This window comes from Paractinoplanes hotanensis, from assembly GCF_023717965.1.
GTDB classification, from domain to species: Bacteria; Actinomycetota; Actinomycetes; order Mycobacteriales; family Micromonosporaceae; genus Actinoplanes; species Actinoplanes polyasparticus.
On sequence record NZ_JAMQOL010000047.1, the window covers coordinates 107,897 to 128,056 of the forward strand.

The window sequence follows — 20,160 nt, forward strand, 5'->3', positions numbered from 1 at the left end:
GAGCACGCGATGGGTGTATCGCTCATCGAGGGCAGCCGCGTCCTAGCCGTCGTCTGGCCTGTCGCGTCCCGGATCACCGAGGAGTGCGCCAAGTCTTGGACCTTACCTGGCAGGCGAAGTCCGCTCCGAGACCACCCACACGCCCGCCGGACGTGGACTCGACAGCGGCCACCTGCTTGCCGCCAGCTCGGACCCCTACCTCACGTGGGTTCGCAGCGGCCGCAACGGGCCCCGATTCGAGTCGCACCGCTACAATCTGATCGCCGTGGGAACGCCCCGCCTGTCCCGCCTCGCCCAACCCGCACTGCGCCAGCCCACCATCCTGCGATGGGCGACCGACATCGCCGGCCAGCACGGCAAAACCGTGCGGCTGTCCGACGCCGGGCGACGCGCCGAAGTCCTACAGCGCCTCGTCGGAGGACGCCAACCGCTTGCCGAACTACTCGCCGGCCAGATGCTGCCAATCCTGCGAGGCTTCCTCAGTAGCACCGGCAACACCAAAGATCGCTACCCCGACGGCGAAGGTGTGGTCCTGCACGCCGCGGGCACCAACGACGCAGGCTGGGAGGGCTACCTCACCTTCGAGGGGGATACAAACCTACGACGCCCGAGCCGACGAGAACGCGCTGATCGCCGACATCGACACCCTCACCACCGCCCGGATCCTGACCCGCGGCATCATCGTCGACTGCGCCACCTGCGCCCGTGTCAGCTTGTCTCCCTCGACACGGCCGGACACACCAACACCTGCCCCCGATGCACCGCCACCAACTCCCTCACCCAGCCCCGCTGGCGCCACCCCGCGAAGGGCCCACAATGGTTCTTCGACCTACACCCCGTCGCCCGCGACCTACTGGGCAGCAATGGAGAGGTACCTCTCCAACTCGCACACCACCTCCGCGCCCTGGCCCGCTCCTACACCGACGCCTCCGAGTTCGAACTCTGCGAAGCTGGCAGGCCGAAGGCGGAGCTCGACCTGCCCGCCCACGCTGACAAACAAGTGATCGTGGGCGAAGCGAAGAGCAGCAACACCCTCGGCTCGTCACCGGCCAAGGAAGTGAAGGAGAAGATCCTGCTCGCCGACCTTCTGCACGCCGACCAACTGCTGTTCGCCACAACTCAGCCGCAGTGAGAACCCGCCAGCCTCACGGCCATCCGTACTGCCGTCACGAACCACACCTGGGCACAAGGCGACGCCCCGGCTGTCAGGATTATCACCTCCCTTGGCACGGACACCTGCCAAGACCAGCGCCAGAACCCGCTCGAAGGAACCCCTCACTACCTGGTAACCAGACCCGCGCACTCGGGGACGCACCCCCTGGACCGCAGCCATCGGCAGTGGTAAATCCGGTGGTCGAGGCGGTCGATCGAGCCGGCGACCCGGCCGAGATAGTGCTCCGCGTCCAGGGTCTCGTGCAGCCCGGCCAGGAATTCCAGGACGTCGTGCTGCCGGTTCACGTCGAACCGTGCACCCGCCTCGGGCCGGTCATGGGAGGTTGATCAGCACGCCGCCGTCGTCGTCGTCGTTGTATCCGGGCGGGGGATCGTGGTGTAAACGCTCTGGGGTAGGCCATTGTCGGCGGCGCGGCCAGCCGTGGCAGCCGAGCAGTCGCCCCGCTCTTCCGTCGCTTCGCGCGATCGTCGTGGCGTACCAGCGTCGGGTCTTTTCGGCAGGTACGGTGCGCGTTGCTCGAGGCGGCGGGCGAACGGGCCGGCCCGGGCCGATCAGCGGCGGGCGGTGCCGAGGCGGAGCATCGCCTCCTGCACCTCGGCCTTGGTCATCGGCGGGACGGGCAGCGGGCGGGCGGCTGACGCGCGCAGGCCGTCGAAGGATAGGGCGAGTGAACGCCGCCACGCGTGTGGGGTGATGCCGGCCGTCGCCCGGACGACCATCGAGGTCGACCAGAGCAGGTAGGCCAGGTCCTCGGTCGTGAAGTCCGTGCGAAGGTCGCCGGAGAGCTGCGCGGCGGCGATGAGCCCGCGTACGTCGGTCATCTGGGCGTCGCAGATCCGGGTCAGCTCGGAGGCGTCGGGGAATCGGCTGCTTACCGCGTCGTTGAGCGCCGGGCTGGTGGCCTGGAGCTCGCAGAGCAGCGACACGTAGAGCGTGAAAGCCTCCCACGGGTCGTCGACCCGGCCTGCGCGAGCGAGCGCCTCCCGCACCTGCGCCTCGACCAGCGAGGGCATGACCGCGTCGATCAGCGCGTCTCGGCCGCCGAATCGGTTGTAGAGGGTGCCCGCGCTGACACCGGCGCGCTGGGCGATCTCCTCCAATGGCACCTGCAGTCCGCGCTCGCGGAATGCCTCGGTGGCGGCTGCGACCAGCCGCTCGAGGTTGCGCTGCGCGTCGCGCCGCAGCGGCGGCTTCACCGTGTCACCCACCGAGGAATCCTATCCGTCCGGAAAGTTGACGGCATCCTCAACTTGTCGGTAAGTTGAGACCGTCGTCAATTTAGGGAGCACGATCATGAGTAAGACCGTCGTCGTCTTCGGTGCGGGCACCGGTTTGGGCTCAGCCGTCGCCCGCCGGTTCGGCCGCGAGGGCTACCGTGTTGCCCTCGTCGCCCGCAACCGTGAGCGGCTGGACCGCCTGGCCGCGGTCCTGTCCGCCGAGGGCATCGAGGCCGAAGGCTTTCCGGCCGACCTCACGCGTACGGCTGACGTGCCGGAGCTGATCGCCCGCATCCGCGACCGGTTCGGCCGCATCGACGTCATCGAGTACGCCCCGATCACCACAGAGGGCTTCACGCCGGCCGCCGAGCTCGACGCCGCCGGGATGCGCCGGCACCTGGACCTTTTCCTGCTGACCCCGATCGAGATCGTCCGTGCGGTGCTTCCCGAGCTGCTTGAGCGCGGCGACGGTGCGATTCTGCTGGGCCAGGGCGTCTCGGCCACCCACCCGATGCCCGGGCTCAGCGGACTCGGCCCCGCCATGGCGGCCGCCCGCAACTACCTGCAGTCACTGCACTCGGAGGTGGAGGACCGCGGCGTGTACGTGGGCGCCGTCCACGTGGCGGCCATGGTCCTCGGCAGCGCCGGCCACACGGCCATGACGGACGGCGAACTGGCGAGCGGCATCGACGTGTCGCAGATTCCGCAGATCGACCCGGCCGACATCGCCGAGGCCCTATGGGACATCTACGCGAAGCGCGACCGGTTCGAGGTGCAGGTTCCCGAGTTCGGCTGAGTCCCCGTATCGCGCTCGGTCTCGGCGCACACCGCGACCATGACCCGGGCCCCCGCCCGCGGCGGCCTCGTCGCGGGTCGCGCGCAGCACCGCCGACTTGCCCGTGCCAGTGCCGCCGGCCACGAGCAGCGCTGTGCCGGCCGCGCGGAGCGCACCACGGACCACGGTCCGCTCGGCGTCCCGCCCCACCAGCTCGGAGCGGTCGATATCTGCCTGCACGTGATCACCTTGCCGCCGGATCGGCCGCCACTCAGGTCAGCGGCATTATCTGTACAGTCACAGGCCAGGGGCCCGCAGTGTGCGCATCACGACCGGTCACCGGGCTCTCCTCAGCGCCGCGGCCTATCCGCTTGGCCCGCGCCGGCTCGGCGGCACTGACTTTTGGCGACCCGAACTGCTGGGCCGCCTGATAGTAGGTCCACCCCAGCGAGTCGCAGGCCGGTCGCACGATCGCGCTGTAGGTGTCGCACTTGCGCGACGGGACCCGGCGGTTCAGTCCGGCGCGCATCCGATCCGCACTGTTCCGGCACCGGCCACGGTTAGCGTGCGGACATGTTTGAGAACTTCGATACCCAGACTGTGGATGTCGGCGAGGTCGTCCTGCACGCGCGCCACGGTGGCTCGGGTCCCCCGATCCTGTTGCTGCACGGCTATCCCGAGACGCACCTCGCGTGGGGACCGATCGCCGACGCGCTCGCGGCGGACTTCACCGTGGTTGTGCCGGACCTTCGCGGCTACGGCGCCAGTGGCAAGGCGGCCACGGTGGACGACCACAGCACGTACGGCAAGCGGGCCATGGCCATCGACGCCGTACGCCTGATGCGGCACTTCGGGTTCGACCGGTTCGACGTCGCCGGGCACGACCGGGGCGCGCGAGTCGGCTACCGGCTCGCGCTCGACAGCCCGGACGCCGTGCGCCGCCTCACCGTGCTCGACATCGTGCCGACCGGGGAGGTCTGGGCGCGCGCGGACGACCGGTTTGCGCTCGGCTACTGGCATTGGAGCGTGCTGGCCCAGCCGAACCCGTTCCCCGAGACAATCATCAAGCACGACCCGGACTGGTTCTTCGTCGACGCCCAGTTCGGCGGGGCCCTGAAAACCTTCGAAGCTTTTCCCGCGTACGCCCGTCATCTGCGCGACCCCGCTGTCGTCCACGCGATCTGCGAGGACTACCGGGCCGCGGCCGGCGTCGACCGGCGCGCGGACGACGAGGACCGGGCGGCCGGGCGGCGCATCGCCTGCCCGGTCCAGGTGCTGTGGGCGGCTGGTGGCGCCGTGGACACCTGGTACCACCCGCTGGAGATCTGGCGTGACTGGGCGGACGACGTGACCGGCGGCCCGATCGACGGCGGACATTTCCTGCCCGAGCAGGCCACCGAGGCGACCCTCGCCGCGCTGAGTGCCTTTCACGCAAGCGCATTCAATCGTCAGTGAAAAGGCACTGGCCGGGACCATGGTTCTTGTGAGCGCCGGTTCCACTCCGGAACCGGCGGCAGAGCTGGGGAGAACACTATGTCCGACAAGCTTACGGTGGTCCTGGTGCACGGCGCGTTCGCCGACACCACCGCCTGGAACCCGGTGCTGGCCGAGCTCGCCCGCAAGGACGTGGACGCCGTCGCGGTGGCGAACCCACTGCGCAGCCTGCGCGGCGACGCCCAGTACGTGCGGGACGTGGTCGGCGGGCTGGGCACGCCGGTGGTCCTGGTCGGTCACTCGTACGGCGGCATGGTCATCACCGAGGCCGCGGGCGAGCTTGACGGCGTACGGGGGCTGGTCTACGTGGCCGCATTCACGCCCGACACCGGGGAGTCCGCGCTGGACCTCGCCAACAAGTTCGCGGGCAGCACCCTCGGGTCGGCCCTGCAGGCGTACCCGGTGACCGGTGGGGGCAACGAGGTGCGTATCGACCCGGCCAAGTTCCCGGACCAGTTCGCCGCGGACCTCGAACTGGAGGACGCCATCCTGCTCGGGCGCACCCAGCGCCCGGTGACCGAGAAGGCGCTGACCGACGCGCTGGACGTCGAGCCCGCGTGGAAGACGCTGCCGACCTGGCAGGTCTACGGCGACGGCGACCGCAACATCCCGGCCGAGCTGTTCCGATTCCAGGTGGAACGCTCGGCGCCGCGCAGCGTCCGCGAGATCGCCGGGGCGTCCCACGCCATCGCCGCCTCCCGGCCGGCCGAGGTGGCCGCCACCATCCTCGAGGCGGTCGCCGGCACGCAGTAACGAGGATCACCCTGGACTTGAAGCGCTGCAAGGCGAGCACAGTCGTGAGCATGACAAATGACATGGTGTTGGTGACCGGGGCGAACGGACATGTGGGAAGCCACTCGGTGGCCCGGCTGCTCGACGAGGGCTACCGGGTCCGGGTGGCCGTCCGGCACCCCGAGCAGGTGCGGGCCGACAGCCGGATCGAGGCCGTCACGGTCGACCTCTCCTCGGACGCCAACTGGGACAAGGCGGTGGACGGGGTCCGCTACGTGTGGCATCACGCGTCGCCGTTCCCGTTCACCCCGCCGGAGAACGAGGACGAGCTGATCGTGCCCGCCCGGGACGGGACGCTGCGCGTGCTCGCCGCCGCACGCAAAGCCGGCGTCGAGCGGGTGGTCATGACCTCCTCCTACGCCGCGGTGGGCTACACGGTCAAGCCGGACGGCCACTACGACGAGTCGGACTGGACCGACCCGGCCGGCGACATCGCGCCGTACATCCGGTCGAAGGTCGTCGCGGAACGCGCGGCCTGGGACGACGTGCGTGACCACGGCGGCCCGGAGCTGACCGTGATCAACCCGACCGGCATCTTCGGACCGCTGCTGAACCCCCGGGTGTCTGCCTCGACCGGCCTCGTCAAGACGTTCCTGACCGGCGGTATGCCGGTGGTCCCGCGGATGTACTTCGGGGTCGTCGACGTGCGCGACGTCGTCGACCTGCACCTGCGGGCCATGCTGAGTCCGGCTGCGGCCGGCGAACGGTTCATCGCCGTGGGCGACGCGGCGACCAGCTTCTACGAGATGGGCCGGGAGCTCGCCCGGCACCTGCCGCAATACGCCGACCGGGTGCCGGCCACCGAGCTGACCGACGAGCAGGTACGCGAGGCGGCCAGGACCAACCCGGCGCTGCGCGAGGCGGCCGGGTTGCGCGGCCAGATCCCGGTGATCAGCAACGCGAAGGCGCGCCGGGTGCTCGGCTGGGCGCCCCGGCCGGTCGGGACCACGATCAACGACACCGCGGACAGCCTGCTCGCGCTCGGCCTGATCCCGGCCTGAGTCACAGCTCGGACAGGATCTCCTCGAGCCGCTCGACGGCCCCGGCTTCGGCCTCGGCGTCACCGTCCATACGCGCCTGCCACAGGCGGGCCTTCAGCTCCAGATACTCGTGGCGCAGCCGCAGCCGGGCAATCTCCGCCGCCAACTGCCCGGCGCGTTCGGTGAACAAGTCCCGCAGCTGCTCGGCCGCCTCGTCGCCGCGGCCGAGGAGTTCGACGTAGGCGCGCATGCCGTCCACGGTCATTCCCGACGAGCGTAGGCAGGCGAGGGCCGCGACCCGGCCGACGGCGTCGTCCTCGTAGCGGCGGTGACCGCTGGCCGGGTCGCGGCCGACCGGGCCGAGCAGCCCGATCCGTTCGTAGTAGCGCAGCGTGGGCTCGGTGAAGCCCGACTTGCGGGACATCTCCTGCACGGTCAACGGTCTCTGCACGGGGGCAAACGTAACCGCTCAGCGGAGGGTGCGGTACCGCCGCCGCGCTTGCCGCGGCACGAGCCCGCGCTGCCGCGCCGGTGGTGTCAGGAGACGAACCGGCGGAGCTGCCGCCGGTTGGTGACGCGGAGTTTCGTGTAGACCCGGTAGAGGTGGGTTTCCACCGTACGCGGCGACAGGTGCAGGCGCTGGGCGATGTCGCGGTTGGTCAGGCCGGCCGCGGCCATCCGGGTTACCTGGAGTTCCTGGGTGGTCAGGGCGTCGAGGGCGGCGGAGGGGGCGGGCTCGAAAGCGGCTCCGGTGGCGTTGAGGTGGTCGGCGGCCCGGGCGGCCGACGGCAGCAGGCCGAGGTCGGTGAAGGCCCGGTGGGCCTCGGCCAGGGGGATCCGGCTGTCTACGGGGCGTCGGCGAAGGCGCAGCGAGACGCCGTGGGCCAGCCGCAGGTGGGCGACCTCCACCGGGGACACGTCCGCCGCCGACAGCGCTGACTCGAAGGCGGCATCGGCGTCGGCCAGCACCGCGCGGGCGTAGCGGAGCCCGGACAGCAGAATCGGCGATTCCGTAACGGTGGCGACCGGATCCATCTCCGCCATGATCTCGGCCAGCTCGCCCCGGCGGCCGGCTAGGACCGCAGCCTCGGCGAGCGGCGCGTTCGGCCCGTCCGGACTCCAGCGCCGGATGTGCTGTACAGGGCTAACCCGTCCTCCACCCCGGCGGCGAGGTCCGCGCCGCTCCACTGGTTGCCGGTGAACACCTCGCGGTACGGCGTCAGGTAACGCCGCCGGGTGCGGACGACGCGGTCCGCGGATCGGGCACGCCCGCGGACCGGGGCACCGCGAAGACCCGGGGCAGCGCGACCGTCTCCGGCGACCGAGCGCGGGTGCGGCCACCGACATGGTGCCAGGCATACATGCCGGTGCTCAGGCCGGGATGGCGAACGGAGAGGTGTCCGAACGTGAGCCCGCCGTGCCCGGACGCCCAGACCGGTGCCCAGGCCGCGTTCAGGACCAGCGAGAACATCACCTCGGGGGCGTTGTCCCCGAGCCGTCGGCCGTTGAAGTCGGTGAAGCCGAACATCGTGGGCGTGCCGATCTGGTAGGGCAGGGTGTCCGGGATGATCTGCTGGATGACCTCGTGGGCGTACGCGTCCGGACGGTCCGTGGTGCCCAGCTTGCGCACGGCCGCAATGATCGCGTTGCGCAGCGTGCCGCCGTAGTTCGCCCAGTCCTGGGACGGGTGGGTCTCGTTGGCTGGCTCGCGGCGTCGCTGTCCGCGGCCCGGAAGATCGGCCAGATCATCGGCAGCCCGGCCCGGCCCGGCCCACCTGGTGCCAGCCAGCGCTGTCGGTGGCCAGCAGGGCGCGGGCCCGCACCGGCGTCTCCCGGTCGGAGAGCAAGGCGTGATTGTCGTTCGACACCCGCAGCACCAGGCTGTGCACCGCGGCGCCGGCGAAGGTGTTCGTTGCCTTGGCGGCGAAGCACAGGATGTTTGCGTCGCCGCCGTGCCGCACCAGTTCGTCGCACACGTACTGGTCGGTGATGTTGAGCCGCGGGTCCCTGCGGGCGAGCGGCGAGTCGAGATGATGAGACATGCCCTTCAGGCGCCACGGTCCCCGGATCCGTGACAGCCCTCGATCGGCGCGGCCGGGGTGCTGGCAGGCTTCACGGCTGCGCTTCGATCATCGGATCAACCGGCAGCGGTCGGAGGTGGGAAGGTCAGCCGGGCCAGCCGGGGGAGGGCCTGGGCACCGGCGACGGCCCGCTCGGTGAGCGGGTCGAGCCCGGAAACGAACGGCGCCACCACCTTGCGGTAGATGTCCATGTCGATCAACTGGAGGCGGCTCAGGTGCTCGGCGTTGTCCGGCGTGATCGCGCGGCCCAGCGACTGGAGGGCGACGCTGGAGCCGGTACCGGCGCGGATGGCGTCGAGCAGGGCGGGCAGGTCCAGGCCGAGCCGGCCGGCGACGTCCAGCAGCTCGGCGATGTTCTGCTGGTTGGCCATGAGCAGCGTGTTGTTGAGCAGCTTGCCGATCTGCCCGGCGCCGTGCCCGCCCAGGTGGGCGACCGTAGTCGCGAACGTCGCGAAGACCGGCCGGACGAACGCCACGACCTCCGGGTCCCCGCCGGCCAGCACGGTCAACCGCTTCTCCACGGCGCCCACGTGCCCGCCGCTGACCGGGGCGTCGACGACCTCCACCCGGTAGGGCATCGCGAGCTCGGCGAGCTCGGCGGCGAACGCGGGCAGCCCGGTGCCGTGGTTGACGAGCACCGCACCGGGCTCGAGCGACTCGAGCAGCCCGCCGGTGGTGGCGACCTCGCGGACGTCCGGGTCGTCGCCGAGACAGAGCCCGACGATGTCGCTGTCGGCGCCGAGGTCGGCGACGGTGTCGTGGAGCTGGTACGGCACCCCGGCAAGCACGTCCAATGAGGACCGGCGCCGGGCCCACACGTGCAGCGGGTAGCCGGCCTCGGCGACGGCACGGGCCATCGGGGCGCCCTGGTCGCCCAGGCCGATCCAGCCGACACGGGGAAGCAGTACGGTCATGGTGACTCCTGGGGTCAGAGGAGGCCGACGGCCGCGGCGGAGATCGCCCAGAGCCGCTCGGCGTTGTCCGGATCGAGCGAGTACGGCGCCACGCTGGTGACGAGTTCCTGGACGTCGGCGGGCCTCTCGGCGACCGGCACGGCTTCCTTGTTGTCGTTGAAGTAGCGCCCGCCGATGCCGTCCAGCAGTGGCGAGACGGCCAGTAGGACCGAGGTCGAGGCGCCCTGCTCGGTGGTCTTCTGCAGGTCCGCCGGGGTGGCCAGCTTGCCACCGACGTGGCGTTGCAACGGCGTCGCGATGGCGCCGGGGTTGGCGGCGTTCACGGTGATGCCGTCGGTGCGCCAGCGTGCGGTGGCTGCCACGGCGAACAGGTTCACCGCCGTCTTCGACTGCGCATAGGCCAGCGTGGCGTCGTACGGGCGGAACTTGAAGTTGATGTCGTCGAAGACGACCGGTGAGAACAGGTGCGCCGATGAGCTGAGGCTGACGACCCGGGCGCCGCCGGCTGCGGCGAGGGCGGGGTGCAGTCGCGTCGTGAGGGCGAAGTGGCCGAGGTGGTTGGTGGCGAGCTGAAACTCCCAGCCCCGCGGGTCGGGTGTCAGCGACGGCAGGGCCATGACTCCCGCATTGTTGATCAGCAGGTGCAGCGGCCCTGACCAGTCCGCAGCGAAAGCGGCGATCGACGCGTGGTCGGTCAGTTCCAGGGGCCGCACCTCTACGCCGTGTCCGATCTCCGCGGCCACCTTGCGGCCGCGCTCGACGTCCCGGACGGCCAGGGTGACCGCGGCGCCGTGCGTCGCCAGGGTGCGGGCGGTCTCGACCCCGATCCCGGAGGCGCCGCCGGTGACGACGGCTCGCCGGCCGGTCAGGTCGATGCCCTCGGAGACCTCGTCGGCCGTCGACTCGGCCCCGTACGGCGTGGTGATTCGCATGCTTGTCTCCTGACGCGTTGGTCTCTCCACCCTGTGCCGCGCGAGTGCTGATCCAGTGCCGTACGAGTGTCACGCCCTCGTGTATCGCCGGACCGACGGCCGCTGGACCGGTCGCGAGGCGAGCGGTTACTACCGCGAGCGGTACGGCATTCTGGCCGGCCCGGTGTTCGTCGACGACCTGCGCGCCGGAGTTCGCGGTTCACGGGGTGTCGATGACCGCCCGGCATCGTGCCCTGTGCCGGCTCTACCGGCCATGGTTACCTCGCCGGATCCGGCAGGTGCCGAACGGACCCGGCCGGCCGGAACCGAAAGCCGGTTCGTGCGGGCCGGGCCGTCCGAGTGAGCAGGACGCGACGATCTACGGGGCTTCGGCGGCCCGCCGCGACCTGTCCGGCAGCATCGGCAGCAGCGAGAACACCACGATCAGGCTCAGCGACACCACCGCGCCGACCCGGCTGACGGTGGGGAACGCCGACAGGTGGAGCATGTGCCAGATGAAGTGGATGACGGAGTAGGCGAGCCGGCCGCCACCGACCACGCGATAGACCTTCTCGTCCGGGCGCAGCCAGGCCCACGTCGTGATGATCAGCAGGGCGACGTTCGAGAGACCGTAGTCGCGGACCACGTGCTCGTTGTACGGGCCCAGCCGCGACACCCAGCCCCAGCCCGGCAACGGGAACTCGTTGTGGAACGAAAGCGGGAAGAAGCCGGCCCAGATGCCGACGACTGCCGCGATGACGGCCAGGAAGCCCACGGAGAAGCGCTTGATCGACATGTTCATGCCGATAGGACGTCACATCCACCCGGATGTGACAGCGCCGGCCGGCCCGAGGCCGGTTTCAGCGGCCAGGGGCCTGCTCAGCCGCGCGGAGCCAGCACGGTGAGCAGGATCGCGGAGTCCTCCTCCGCGCGCAGGCCGTGGCGCTCGTCGGGGATGATGACATGGTCGCCGGCGGTCCCGGTCCAGGTGCCGGACGGCGCGTGAATGGTGACCCGGCCCGAGAGCACCTGGAGCGTCGCCTCGCTCGGGCTGTTGTGCTCGGCGAGCTCGTGCCCGGCGGCCAGGGCGATGACGGTCTGGCGAAGCTGGTGCTCGTGCCGCCCGAAGAGGGTGTGCGCGCTGCGACCGCTGTGCGCTGTGCGGGCCTCGTCGAGCAGTCTGCGGGCGAGGTCGGTCAAGTGGGTGGACTGCATGGGGGTCTCCTATATCTCCGTACGCGCGGAGTTCCGGCACGAGCAGGCTCAGGAGGGCTGGCCGATCCACGCGTGCAACCGGCGGCGGGACACGATCTTGAGCAGGGCCGCCCGCAGCAGCGCCACGGCCCGGTTGGACGGCACGAACAGCTGCGCCTTTACGTACGCCAGGGCTTGGTGCTTGCGGATGAGCGGGCGCATCTCCTGCTCGTACGCGTCCAGCGCACTCCCGATCGACTCCGGTGACCCGGCCAGGGCATCGCCGAGCGCCACCGCGCCGATCATGCCGGAGCTGGCGCCCATGCCCGAGAACAACGTCATGCACCATGCGGCGTCGCCGATGAGCACGACCCGGTCCCGGTGCCACCGCGGCATCCGGACCTGATGCACCGAGTCGAACAATGCCTGCGGCGCGCGGCGCAGGTCGGCCAGGGCCTGCGTGACGATGCCGCCGGCGTCGAGACCGGCGAAACGGCCGGCGAGCACGTCGGCGTGATCCCCGCGGAATTGCCGGTCCTCCTCGCGGGTGCGGTAGGTGAACAGCGCGGTCGGCGGGTGGTCCCGGAACGGGAAGATCCACAGTGCCCGGCGGGGCGCGGCGATCACGACCTGCTCGTGGTCGCCGTAGCCGGTCACCTGATGCTCCAGCGAGTACGCGCAGATGATGGCGTGCATCGAGCGCATGAACCGCTCGTGCGGGCCGAACACCAGCCGGCGTACCGTCGAGCGCAGCCCGTCGGCACCGACCACTAGGTCGTAGTCCTCCTCGCTGGTCGCGCCGGAGGCGTTATCGCGCAGAGTGACCCGCGCGGTCCCCGTGGTCTGCTCGATCGCCACCGGCTCGGTGCCGAACCGCACTTCGACCCGCCCCTCGATCTTCTCCCAGAGCGCGGCTTCGATGTCTCCGCGCAGCACCCCGTCGGGATGCCCGGGCTGATCGAGGAAGCCGATGCTGCGCACCCGCGCCCCATTGGCGTCGACCGCCCACGTCCGGTGGTCGGCCGGCGTCCGTAGATGCATGGTGGCGAGCACGCCGAGCTCCTCTGCGGCCTGCGCCCCCCGGGGGAACAGCCCGACGAAGTAGCCGCCGGTGCGCCGCTGCGGCGTCCGCTCGACCACTACCGGCGTCCAGCCGATCTCATGGAGCCGCGCGGCCGTGGCCAGGCCGGCGATCCCGAGACCGACCACGAGCGCCTTGCGTGATGTGGGCATCCGACTCTCCTTACTCCGGTGATCGTGGCAACCTGTTGAACGGCACCGGCCCCGCCGGGATCACCCGGGACGGGTCGAATTCTCTAGGGGCGCGGAACCCGGCGGTCGTGGCGGGCCTCGAGCTCGCCGGCGTCGACGAAGGTCAGCATCGGCGCCCCGGGCGGGCTCAGCAGCGTCACCAGGAAGCGTAGGTTCGCCGTGGTGCTGTGGTTGCCGTCCTGGTAGTGAATGACGTCGCCGCCCGGCTCCCAGAAGGCGTCCCCGGCGCGCAGCACGCGTTCGGGCTCGCCCTCGATTTCGAAGAGCATCTCGCCCTCGACGACGTAGCCGAAGGCCGGCCCGGGGTGGCGGTGCGGGGCCGCGCCCGGATGCCCGGGTGGGTACTCGATGGTGAACGTGATCGCCTGCGGCCGTTCGGGCAGGAACGGCGGCTCGACGGTCTGGAGGATCGTCAGGGCGTTGGACTCGTGTCCGCTGTCAGTCATGGCGGCGACGCTAGGCACGACCAGTGCGGTACGAGTGACGAAGCAGTGTCAGTGGGCCCGGCCGAAGTACACATCAGACGGGTCGTCCTCGGTCGGATCCTGCTCGGTCAGGGCGATCAGCGCGGCCGGGTCACCGGTCCGCACTGCTTCCAGGAACGAGCCGAGCAACGCCGGCTGCGGGGCCGGTGTCGCCGCCACCGGGGCGGTCGCCCGGGCGCCGGTGGACAGCCGCACCCGGGCACGGCAGGCCAGCTGCCGGGCGTGTACCTCGTTGAGACCCAGGGCGTCCCCGATCTGGCGGTACGGCCACCCGAACGCCTCCCGCAAGATGTAGGCGACCTGTTCGCGGGGGGCCAGCAGCCGGGTCAGCAGCCGGATCGCGCTACGCAGGTCATCAGCCTGCTCGGCAATCCGAGCCGGGTCGGCGTCCGGCGCCGGCACCGTGTCCAGCCAGGTGACGGCCGACACGGAGGCCCGCCGCCGCGCGGTGCGGATCGCGCTGATCGACAGCCGCGACGTCGTCCGGGACAGGAACGCCCGGGGGTTGACGACCACGCTGCGGTCCGTGTGCTGCCAACGCAGCCACGCCTCCTGCACGATGTCGTCGGCGTCGGCGTAGCCCGCGGCGATGTGGTGCGCGATGGCCAGCAGCCGCTCGCGCGCCTCGAGGAAGTCGGCGAGGCCCTCGGGCCGGTGTGGCGTTGCGATCGGCATGTCTGCTCCCCTTGATGTCCGCGTCAGTGACGCTAGGAAGCCGGAATGTCGAAGCAGTGCCGATCGAGTGTGCCTCCGGGTCAGTCGCTTCTCCGGCCGGCCGCCACTGCCCGGGCCGGCCGCGCGGAGCCTTGCGGGCCCGCACCTGCTGGGCGGTCACGACGGCCACCGATCGGGTACGCCCCAGGAAGCTGACCGCCCAGCGCAGCAGCACAGTCGTCTTGTTGCGCAGGCCGTACAGGTGCCAGACGTGCACTCCGAGCGTCCAGACGCCGTGGCTGTCTGGTTCATGACAGCTTCAGGCCAGCAGGGCGGCCACGGCGTGCAACGCGACGACGGCGGCGACCACCCCTGTGCCGTACGCGGGGTCGGCGCGCGCACAGAGAGCGACGTGCTCGTGCCGCAGGTCGTCGGGCGCGCCGATCAGGGCGCGGGCCGTGGCCCGGCACAACGCCTCCCGCTGCCGCGCGTCCAGGCCCCGGAACATGGCGCCCGCCCGGCCCACCGCGCCGTCACCGCGGGCCCTGATTGGTTCGCCGGTCCCGATCAGCCGCGCGGTGACCTGGTCGAACACCTCGGGCCGGGCGCACCAGCGGTCCCGGTGGTCGATCCGGGCGGCGACCACGGCCAGCATCCGCACGTCGCCGGCGTGTGCGGCGGCGGCCAGGGCGCACCAATGGCGGTCGCGGCGCAAGTTCCAGGTCATCGGCGCAGCCTCTCCGTCGATCTCCACGCGGCCGGCCGTGCGGCCGGCGTCACTTTTGCGGGTATCCGTCGGAACGATCGCCATAGTGGGCGTCATCGGTGCGGTGGCGGGGTTCGGCTCTCCCGGCGGCCCCGCGGTTAGCCCTTCTGGACGCGCAGCCAATGGGCCAGCCCGGTGGCGGTGAGGCGTGCACCCGAGTCAGGACAGCACCCGGTCGGTGAGCTTGGCCCCCAGGAACAGCGGCACCTCGGGGTCGGTGATCACGCTCACCCGCTGACCGGTGGCCGGTGGCCGGTGGCCGCGACGATCTCCGGCCCGCCTCGTCCATCGCCACCGGGTCAGGGCCGGCCACCTGCACCACACCCCCGGCCGGCGCCGCGCCCGCGCCGTCACGAGACCACGACCGCCCGTACCGGTACCGCCGATGACAACGATGTTCATGATGACTTCCTCTCTCACCGTTGCGTCGCCAGTAGGACGCCGTGCGGGGGACGGAACGTGACAACGGCCCATGTGTCGTACGCGGCTATCGCTGATGACCGCCGCGCATCCGGGCCCGCCGATGCCACGACCGGGGCTGCAATCCGTTGTGCGGAGCGGGAGGTTCGACACTTCCCGTGCGGTTCGGCTGCGCCCCGGGCAGCCGGGTGACGACGTCCTACCGCTTTCTGCGCGCGGCGGCGTCGATGCTGCTTCAGGGTGATGCGCAGCGCTTTGGCACCAGCCGCCGGCGACAGTGATGCTGGTGACGTGGGCGCCGAGCGCGGACCGTCGTGTCCTACGTGAGGTCCGCAGAGCCCTGCCCTTTTCCGCGCGGGAGGCGGAGCAGGAAACGGAAGAGGTGGCCTACCGGGTACCGGTGACCAGGCGCCCGGTGACGAACTGCTGGGCCGCCGCGTGGGCGGGCACCGGCAGGCCCGCTGTGGTCGCGGCCGTGACGACCCGCCGCCACGGCGGCAGGGCATGGTGGATCACGTCGGCAAAGTACGGATCGGCCAGCAGGTGGCCGTCCGGGTCGGCGGTGAACGCCTCGCGGACGAAGGTGAGCAACCGGCCGTCCAGGGCGGTTCCGCCCCGCCACGCGCCGGCGACGGCTGCGGCGTCCATTCCCCAACCGTACGCCCGGCCTGCGACGCTCAGCTGCTGGAAGCCCTGCGCGTAAGCGACCACCCGGGCCGCGTACCAGCCCGTTCTGATGTCGTCGGCGGTCACCGCGAGCAGTGCGGCCGGCTCGGCGGGCACCGTTGTCGAGGTCCAGCGCCGCGTGCGTGCGGCCACGGCCTCGGCGGCCACAGTGACCGGCACGGCCAGGTCGAGAGCGTTGCGTACGCCGGGTAAGCCGTCACCGCCCACCGGCAGCTCGAGCACGTCGCCGAATTCGCGCCAGCCGGGCGGATCTGGTCGCTGCAGCACTGTGCGCGCGGCGTCCAGGACCTGCGATGGGACCAGGCCGGCCCACCCGGCCAGCACGTCGGCGGTCTGCGCGGCTGAGCGTCCCAGGCCTGCGCGCAGCAAGGTGCCCACCTCGATGATCAGTCGGTGTTCGGCGGCCGCGAGCTCGTCGTGCACCATGAGCGCGAAGTCCCCGGCGCCGGCTGCGCCGGCGTAGGCCACACAGGGCACGTTCTGCATCCGCGCCGCGGTGGCCGCCAGGATCGGCGCGATCCGGGCGTGGGCGGCCCGATCGCCGCCGACGACGTACGCGGGTCCGTGTTCGATCAGCGCGGGGTCTCCGGTGATGCCACAGCCGGCGAATCGGAGGCCGGTGGCCCGCAGCCCGGCTGCCCGGCGGCTGGTGTCGCCGAATCGGGCCGCACCGCCGTCGACGATCACGTCACCGGGGTCCAGCAGGGGTGTCAGTCGGCCCAGCAGCCGGTCCAGCTCATTGCCGGCAGCGTCGAGCAGCATGAGGACGCGGTCCGGTCCGGTGGCGGCGACCAGCTGCGGTAGCGTGGCGACCGAGCGAACCAGCGGATGGTCCACCGGATCAGCGCGGTTCCTGCGGTCGGCGACGGCGAGACGGTACCCGCGGCGGGCGAGATTGCGGACCAGCGCCGCGCCGCGCTCGCCGCCCACGGACACGCCGAGCTGCCGTCCCGTCTTAGCGGTCATCAGAGCGACGACCGGAGCCGCAGCCGTACTACCGGAAACTGACGGTCAGTCATCCGCTCGTATTCGCGTGCCTTCGGCCGGTTGTCGCGCCAGATGCCGTACTGGCGCGGCCGGCGCGGGTCCGCCGGCAGCACCACTTCGTAGTCGGCGGTCACGGTGGCACCGGCGAGCGCTATCGTGGCCGGTCCGGTGGCCGCTTCGAGGTTGGCTACCCACTGCGGGTCGTGTGGTGCTCCGCCGAGCGTTCCGCAGATCACGTAGGTCGTACCGTCCGGTGCGGCCAGGGCCGGGGTGACGTACTGCCGGCCGGAGCGGCGCCCGGTGTGGTGCAGCAGGATCAGTGTCTTGCCCTGCCAGGGCCCGCCGGCGACGCTCTTGTTGGCCCGGAACGTGGCGATGATGCGGTCGTTGAACGAGGCCATGAGCCCCTCCAGTCGAGTACATGAAACTTCAGGCTGGTGCCCGCCAGTGCCGAATCAGTGAACTTCCTCCAACGTGGCCTGTGCCGCAGACCGCCGAGCACCGGCAGCGGTTACCGCCGGCCGGAAGTCTTCCGCTCTCGGGCGGACAAGGTCACGAGGTACGTCGTCGGCATCGGGCCGCCTCGCTGTCAGCGCTGACCGTTCAGGGCTGCGGCCAGTTCCCGGCGGCTGCTCACGCCGAGGCGCGGATAGATGCGGTACAGCTGCGATCCGACGGTGCGGTGCGAGAGGAACAACCGCTGGCCGATCTCCCGATTGGTGAGCCCCTGCGACGCCAAGACGACGATCCGCAGCTCCTGTGCGGACAGCTGCACAGCGGGGGTGCGATGTGGCCCGCCGCTGGCCTCCCCCGCGGCGCGCAACGGTTCGCGGGCGGCCGCTGCCCACGCCCACGCGCCGATGCGTTCGAACTCGTCGCGGGCAGCTCGCAACGGCTTACGGGCCTCCACGTCCCGTCGATGCCGACGCAGCCAGCGGCCGTGGTGCAGATGCAACCGGGCTCGAGCCAGCGGCCAGCCAGCCGGCAGAGCGGCCAGCGCCTCGACGTAACGCGCCTCCGACTCGGTGTCGGCGCAGAGTACGGCGCCGGTGTAGGCGGCGGCGACCGTCATCATCTCCGAGGGAAGCCGGCGCGCCAGGAGCGGTAGCTCGGCTATCAGATGCCGGGCCTGGTCAGCGGTTCCAGCAGCGATCGCGGCGTCGGCCAGGTCTGGGGCGAGCAGCCAACGGCTCACCGAATGGTAATGCTCGTCGGCCGGGTCGAAGGCCTGCGCCAGAAGCTGGTACGCCGTCTCGGCCTCACCAGCGAGCAGGGCGCGCAGGCCGTCCACCTGCTGCGCCATCACCATGGCGAATCGCATGCCGGGGAACAGCGGTGCGGCTCGCAGCTCGCCGGAGGCGCGCCCGGCCGCTTCGGTCTCGCCGCGCAGCACTGCGACCAGGGCGGCGGTCGCCTTCAGACCCAACCAGGCGATCTTCTCGCCGGTCTCCTCGGCGAGAGCGACACCCTCTTCCGCGTCGGCCCGTGCCTGATCGAGCCGGCCCAGGTAGACCATCGGCCACGAACCGGCGAGCGCTCGGGTGAGCAGGCCGAGCCGGCCCTCGGCGCGCCACACGGCGGCGGCCGGGCCGAGGTAGCGGGCGGCGTGCGTGCTAGCGCCGACAACCATCGCGCTGGTGCCCAGATAATGCAGGGTACGGCCGTCCTGCCAGTCAGGGGCGGCGTCCGCCAAGCCCTCGACGATCTGCTTCCCGTGATCGTAGGGCCGGGCGTAGGCGCGTACGGCCAGTGCCATCGGGTCCGCCGGGTCGCCGCCCCACCGGTCGAGCTGGGTAGAGGTCTCCGCCCGTACCCGATCATTGCCATCCTGGAAGAAGCAGCGGGCGCCGGCTCGCCACAGCAGGTTCTCGGCGATCACCCGGGACCCGGTGTCGAAGGCCGCCGCAGCCGCCGTGACCATCCGGCTGATACGCCGGGTCGGCTCGTCCGGCTCGAAGGCGGCGCTGTCCCGGACGATCAGCAGGCGTGCTTGATCCACCGGCTCGGCCAGGCTCAGGTCGGCATCGGCCAGCAACGAGCGGGTGAGGTGCCGGTCGCTGAGTTCGGCGGAGAGTTCGGCCGCCCGGACCAGCAGACCGGTGCGCCGCCCGCCGTCGCCGGTCAGACCGGCGGCCCGGCACAGGGCCGGCACCGCGGCGGCGACGCGGCCACGGGCCAGCGCGGCGTCGGCGAACTGCTCGAGCCGGGTGGCCAGAGCCACATCGACGCCGGTGGCGGCGGCGGCCTCGTGCGTCAGGCTGCGTTCCGGGGAGTCCGACATCTGCGCGGCGAGAATCCGGTGGACGACGCGCCGTTCACCGATCGCGGCCCGGTGGTACACCGCCGACCGGATCAGCGGATGCCGAAACTCGGGGGCGCCGCCAGCCAGTCGCACCAGCCGGGCGTCGATCGCCTCTTGGAGTACGTCGACGGTGAGCGGAGTACCGCTCAGGGCGCTCGCGACGATCAGTATCCGGTCCAGTGTCGCGGCCGGTTCGGCGGACAGGACCAGCAGCACGGCCCGGCAGCCGGGGGAGACGGCGTCCGCCCGGTCGGCGAAGGCGTCCTCCAACCGGCGGGTCAGCGGGAGGGCACCGGTCCCGCCTGCCCCGCTGCGTACCACCTTGGGCAGTTCGACCAGAGCCAATGGGTTGCCGCCCGAGTGATCGAGAATGAGCTGCCGGGCCGGCCGGGCCAGCCCCGGCGTCGTGGCATCGAGCAACTTTCCAGCCGCCTCGGGGGAAAGCGGGCCCAGACGCACCGCCGGCCGCATGCCCCAGTTGAAGCGGTCCGCGTCGTCGGTACGGGCGGACCCGAGCACCAGGAGCGCGTGCCCACCGGCACGCCGGGCGGCGAAGGCGAGCGCGTCCCGGCTGGACGAGTCGATCCACTGCACGTCGTCGGCGGTCACCAGCAGTGGGCGCTGCTCGGCGGCCTCGGTCAGCAGCTCGAGCACGGCCAGGCCGACCCGGTAAACGTCGTGATCACTGCCGCTGTCGCCGAACGTGGCGTCCAGGGTTTCCCGGTGGGCGTCCGGCAGCATGACGGTGAGCGGAAGCACCGGTCGCAGCAGCCGGTGCAGGGCGGCGAACGGGTACCACCGCTCGGGTTCCAACCCGGCCACGTGCAGGACGGTGAACCCGCGGGATTGCGCGTCGCTGACGGCGCTGTGCAGCAGCACCGACTTGCCGACCCCAGCTGCGCCGTACACCAGCAGGGATCCGCCGCGGCCCTGCGCGGTCGCGGCGACCAGGTCGCGCAGGACGCGACGTTCATCGTCACGTCCGGTCAGAACGGTCGTGGTCTCCTTGAGATCCAACACCGCTTCCGGCGCCACGCCGAACAACATCGAACCTC

Annotated in this window: 23 protein-coding genes; 5 read left to right on the forward strand and 18 right to left on the reverse strand. The window is 71.4% G+C overall.

All coding sequences use genetic code 11. The features are described from left to right. Positions 1–265 precede the first annotated feature (265 nt). A complete protein-coding gene (locus LXN57_RS32385) occupies positions 266–1,132 on the forward strand; it encodes a hypothetical protein (RefSeq protein ID WP_251801992.1) in 867 nt (288 codons plus the stop codon). A gap of 146 nt (positions 1,133–1,278) precedes the next feature. Here the strand turns inward: LXN57_RS32385 and LXN57_RS32390 are convergent, their stop codons facing one another. After that, positions 1,279–1,458, reverse strand: coding sequence for a hypothetical protein (locus LXN57_RS32390; protein WP_251801993.1), 180 nt, complete (start codon positions 1,456–1,458; stop codon positions 1,279–1,281). Between the two features lie 267 nt (positions 1,459–1,725). Next, a complete protein-coding gene (locus tag LXN57_RS32395; protein ID WP_251801994.1) occupies positions 1,726–2,382 on the reverse strand; it encodes a TetR/AcrR family transcriptional regulator in 657 nt (218 codons plus the stop codon). Positions 2,383–2,467: 85 nt separating this feature from the next. Between LXN57_RS32395 and LXN57_RS32400 the strand changes: the two genes are divergently transcribed. From LXN57_RS32400 to LXN57_RS32415, 4 genes are all read left to right on the forward strand, one after another. Next, on the forward strand, positions 2,468–3,187 hold the full coding sequence (locus LXN57_RS32400; RefSeq protein ID WP_251801995.1) for an SDR family NAD(P)-dependent oxidoreductase: 720 nt from the start codon (positions 2,468–2,470) through the stop codon (positions 3,185–3,187). A 552-nt stretch (positions 3,188–3,739) separates the two neighbouring features. Next, positions 3,740–4,621 carry an alpha/beta fold hydrolase gene (locus LXN57_RS32405; RefSeq protein ID WP_251801996.1) on the forward strand — a complete coding sequence of 294 codons (882 nt, stop codon included), beginning with the start codon at positions 3,740–3,742 and terminating at the stop codon, positions 4,619–4,621. A gap of 78 nt (positions 4,622–4,699) precedes the next feature. After that, a complete protein-coding gene (locus LXN57_RS32410; protein ID WP_251801997.1) occupies positions 4,700–5,413 on the forward strand; it encodes an alpha/beta fold hydrolase in 714 nt (237 codons plus the stop codon). Positions 5,414–5,463: 50 nt separating this feature from the next. Continuing rightward, positions 5,464–6,453, forward strand: a complete 990-nt coding sequence (locus LXN57_RS32415; RefSeq protein WP_251801998.1) for an NAD-dependent epimerase/dehydratase family protein — start codon at positions 5,464–5,466, stop codon at positions 6,451–6,453. Between the two features lies 1 nt (position 6,454). On the opposite strand, the gene LXN57_RS32420 is transcribed toward LXN57_RS32415, so the two are convergent. The 16 genes from LXN57_RS32420 to LXN57_RS32495 all read right to left on the reverse strand — a co-directional run bounded on the left by LXN57_RS32420 (position 6,455) and on the right by LXN57_RS32495 (position 20,152). Then, positions 6,455–6,883 (reverse strand): MerR family transcriptional regulator, encoded by a 429-nt coding sequence (locus LXN57_RS32420; RefSeq protein WP_251801999.1) that lies wholly within the window; start codon positions 6,881–6,883, stop codon positions 6,455–6,457. 86 nt (positions 6,884–6,969) lie between these two features. Continuing rightward, a complete protein-coding gene (locus LXN57_RS32425; protein ID WP_251802000.1) occupies positions 6,970–7,467 on the reverse strand; it encodes a LuxR family transcriptional regulator in 498 nt (165 codons plus the stop codon). Positions 7,468–7,651: 184 nt separating this feature from the next. Then, on the reverse strand, positions 7,652–8,062 hold the full coding sequence (locus tag LXN57_RS32430) for a hypothetical protein (RefSeq protein WP_251802001.1): 411 nt from the start codon (positions 8,060–8,062) through the stop codon (positions 7,652–7,654). A gap of 115 nt (positions 8,063–8,177) precedes the next feature. Further along, on the reverse strand, positions 8,178–8,474 hold the full coding sequence (locus LXN57_RS32435; protein ID WP_251802002.1) for a hypothetical protein: 297 nt from the start codon (positions 8,472–8,474) through the stop codon (positions 8,178–8,180). A 95-nt stretch (positions 8,475–8,569) separates the two neighbouring features. Continuing rightward, on the reverse strand, positions 8,570–9,427 hold the full coding sequence (locus LXN57_RS32440) for an NAD(P)-dependent oxidoreductase (RefSeq protein WP_251802003.1): 858 nt from the start codon (positions 9,425–9,427) through the stop codon (positions 8,570–8,572). 14 nt (positions 9,428–9,441) lie between these two features. Beyond that, positions 9,442–10,359 carry an SDR family NAD(P)-dependent oxidoreductase gene (locus LXN57_RS32445; protein ID WP_251802004.1) on the reverse strand — a complete coding sequence of 306 codons (918 nt, stop codon included), beginning with the start codon at positions 10,357–10,359 and terminating at the stop codon, positions 9,442–9,444. A 358-nt stretch (positions 10,360–10,717) separates the two neighbouring features. Then, positions 10,718–11,140: a hypothetical protein gene (locus tag LXN57_RS32450; RefSeq protein ID WP_251802005.1), complete on the reverse strand. Its 423-nt coding sequence runs from the start codon at positions 11,138–11,140 to the stop codon at positions 10,718–10,720. 77 nt (positions 11,141–11,217) lie between these two features. Continuing rightward, on the reverse strand, positions 11,218–11,553 hold the full coding sequence (locus LXN57_RS32455; protein WP_251802006.1) for a cupin domain-containing protein: 336 nt from the start codon (positions 11,551–11,553) through the stop codon (positions 11,218–11,220). 48 nt (positions 11,554–11,601) lie between these two features. Continuing rightward, on the reverse strand, positions 11,602–12,765 hold the full coding sequence (locus LXN57_RS32460; protein WP_251802007.1) for an FAD-dependent monooxygenase: 1,164 nt from the start codon (positions 12,763–12,765) through the stop codon (positions 11,602–11,604). 83 nt (positions 12,766–12,848) lie between these two features. Then, complete coding sequence (locus LXN57_RS32465) at positions 12,849–13,250, reverse strand: cupin domain-containing protein (protein WP_251802008.1); 402 nt, start codon at positions 13,248–13,250, stop codon at positions 12,849–12,851. A 48-nt stretch (positions 13,251–13,298) separates the two neighbouring features. After that, on the reverse strand, positions 13,299–13,964 hold the full coding sequence (locus LXN57_RS32470) for a sigma-70 family RNA polymerase sigma factor (protein ID WP_251802009.1): 666 nt from the start codon (positions 13,962–13,964) through the stop codon (positions 13,299–13,301). A 298-nt stretch (positions 13,965–14,262) separates the two neighbouring features. Next, complete coding sequence (locus LXN57_RS32475; protein WP_251802010.1) at positions 14,263–14,670, reverse strand: catalase-related domain-containing protein; 408 nt, start codon at positions 14,668–14,670, stop codon at positions 14,263–14,265. Between the two features lie 198 nt (positions 14,671–14,868). Continuing rightward, a complete protein-coding gene (locus LXN57_RS32480) occupies positions 14,869–15,111 on the reverse strand; it encodes a hypothetical protein (protein ID WP_251802011.1) in 243 nt (80 codons plus the stop codon). 405 nt (positions 15,112–15,516) lie between these two features. After that, complete coding sequence (locus tag LXN57_RS32485; RefSeq protein WP_251802012.1) at positions 15,517–16,782, reverse strand: NAD(P)-binding domain-containing protein; 1,266 nt, start codon at positions 16,780–16,782, stop codon at positions 15,517–15,519. Further along, complete coding sequence (locus tag LXN57_RS32490; RefSeq protein ID WP_251802013.1) at positions 16,782–17,204, reverse strand: nitroreductase/quinone reductase family protein; 423 nt, start codon at positions 17,202–17,204, stop codon at positions 16,782–16,784. The genes LXN57_RS32485 and LXN57_RS32490 overlap by 1 nt, the downstream gene beginning before the upstream one ends. Positions 17,205–17,392: 188 nt before the next feature. Then, a complete protein-coding gene (locus tag LXN57_RS32495; RefSeq protein WP_251802014.1) occupies positions 17,393–20,152 on the reverse strand; it encodes an ATP-binding protein in 2,760 nt (919 codons plus the stop codon). Between the last annotated feature and the right edge of the window lie 8 nt (positions 20,153–20,160).

What these genes read in the sequence shown, in the direction of transcription:
- LXN57_RS32425 (WP_251802000.1), bottom strand. Translation starts at nt 7,467, where the DNA reads ATGGATCCGGTCGCCACCGTTACGGAATCGCCGATTCTGCTGTCCGGG.
- LXN57_RS32410 (WP_251801997.1), top strand. Translation starts at nt 4,700, where the DNA reads ATGTCCGACAAGCTTACGGTGGTCCTGGTGCACGGCGCGTTCGCCGAC.
- LXN57_RS32475 (WP_251802010.1), bottom strand. Translation starts at nt 14,670, where the DNA reads ATGACCTGGAACTTGCGCCGCGACCGCCATTGGTGCGCCCTGGCCGCC.
- LXN57_RS32440 (WP_251802003.1), bottom strand. Translation starts at nt 9,427, where the DNA reads ATGACCGTACTGCTTCCCCGTGTCGGCTGGATCGGCCTGGGCGACCAG.
- LXN57_RS32480 (WP_251802011.1), bottom strand. Translation starts at nt 15,111, where the DNA reads ATGAACATCGTTGTCATCGGCGGTACCGGTACGGGCGGTCGTGGTCTC.
- LXN57_RS32405 (WP_251801996.1), top strand. Translation starts at nt 3,740, where the DNA reads ATGTTTGAGAACTTCGATACCCAGACTGTGGATGTCGGCGAGGTCGTC.
- LXN57_RS32450 (WP_251802005.1), bottom strand. Translation starts at nt 11,140, where the DNA reads ATGAACATGTCGATCAAGCGCTTCTCCGTGGGCTTCCTGGCCGTCATC.
- LXN57_RS32415 (WP_251801998.1), top strand. Translation starts at nt 5,464, where the DNA reads ATGACAAATGACATGGTGTTGGTGACCGGGGCGAACGGACATGTGGGA.
- LXN57_RS32495 (WP_251802014.1), bottom strand. Translation starts at nt 20,152, where the DNA reads ATGTTGTTCGGCGTGGCGCCGGAAGCGGTGTTGGATCTCAAGGAGACC.
- LXN57_RS32470 (WP_251802009.1), bottom strand. Translation starts at nt 13,964, where the DNA reads ATGCCGATCGCAACGCCACACCGGCCCGAGGGCCTCGCCGACTTCCTC.
- LXN57_RS32400 (WP_251801995.1), top strand. Translation starts at nt 2,468, where the DNA reads ATGAGTAAGACCGTCGTCGTCTTCGGTGCGGGCACCGGTTTGGGCTCA.
- LXN57_RS32485 (WP_251802012.1), bottom strand. Translation starts at nt 16,782, where the DNA reads ATGACCGCTAAGACGGGACGGCAGCTCGGCGTGTCCGTGGGCGGCGAG.
- LXN57_RS32455 (WP_251802006.1), bottom strand. Translation starts at nt 11,553, where the DNA reads ATGCAGTCCACCCACTTGACCGACCTCGCCCGCAGACTGCTCGACGAG.
- LXN57_RS32445 (WP_251802004.1), bottom strand. Translation starts at nt 10,359, where the DNA reads ATGCGAATCACCACGCCGTACGGGGCCGAGTCGACGGCCGACGAGGTC.
- LXN57_RS32435 (WP_251802002.1), bottom strand. Translation starts at nt 8,474, where the DNA reads ATGTCTCATCATCTCGACTCGCCGCTCGCCCGCAGGGACCCGCGGCTC.
- LXN57_RS32465 (WP_251802008.1), bottom strand. Translation starts at nt 13,250, where the DNA reads ATGACTGACAGCGGACACGAGTCCAACGCCCTGACGATCCTCCAGACC.
- LXN57_RS32460 (WP_251802007.1), bottom strand. Translation starts at nt 12,765, where the DNA reads ATGCCCACATCACGCAAGGCGCTCGTGGTCGGTCTCGGGATCGCCGGC.
- LXN57_RS32490 (WP_251802013.1), bottom strand. Translation starts at nt 17,204, where the DNA reads ATGGCCTCGTTCAACGACCGCATCATCGCCACGTTCCGGGCCAACAAG.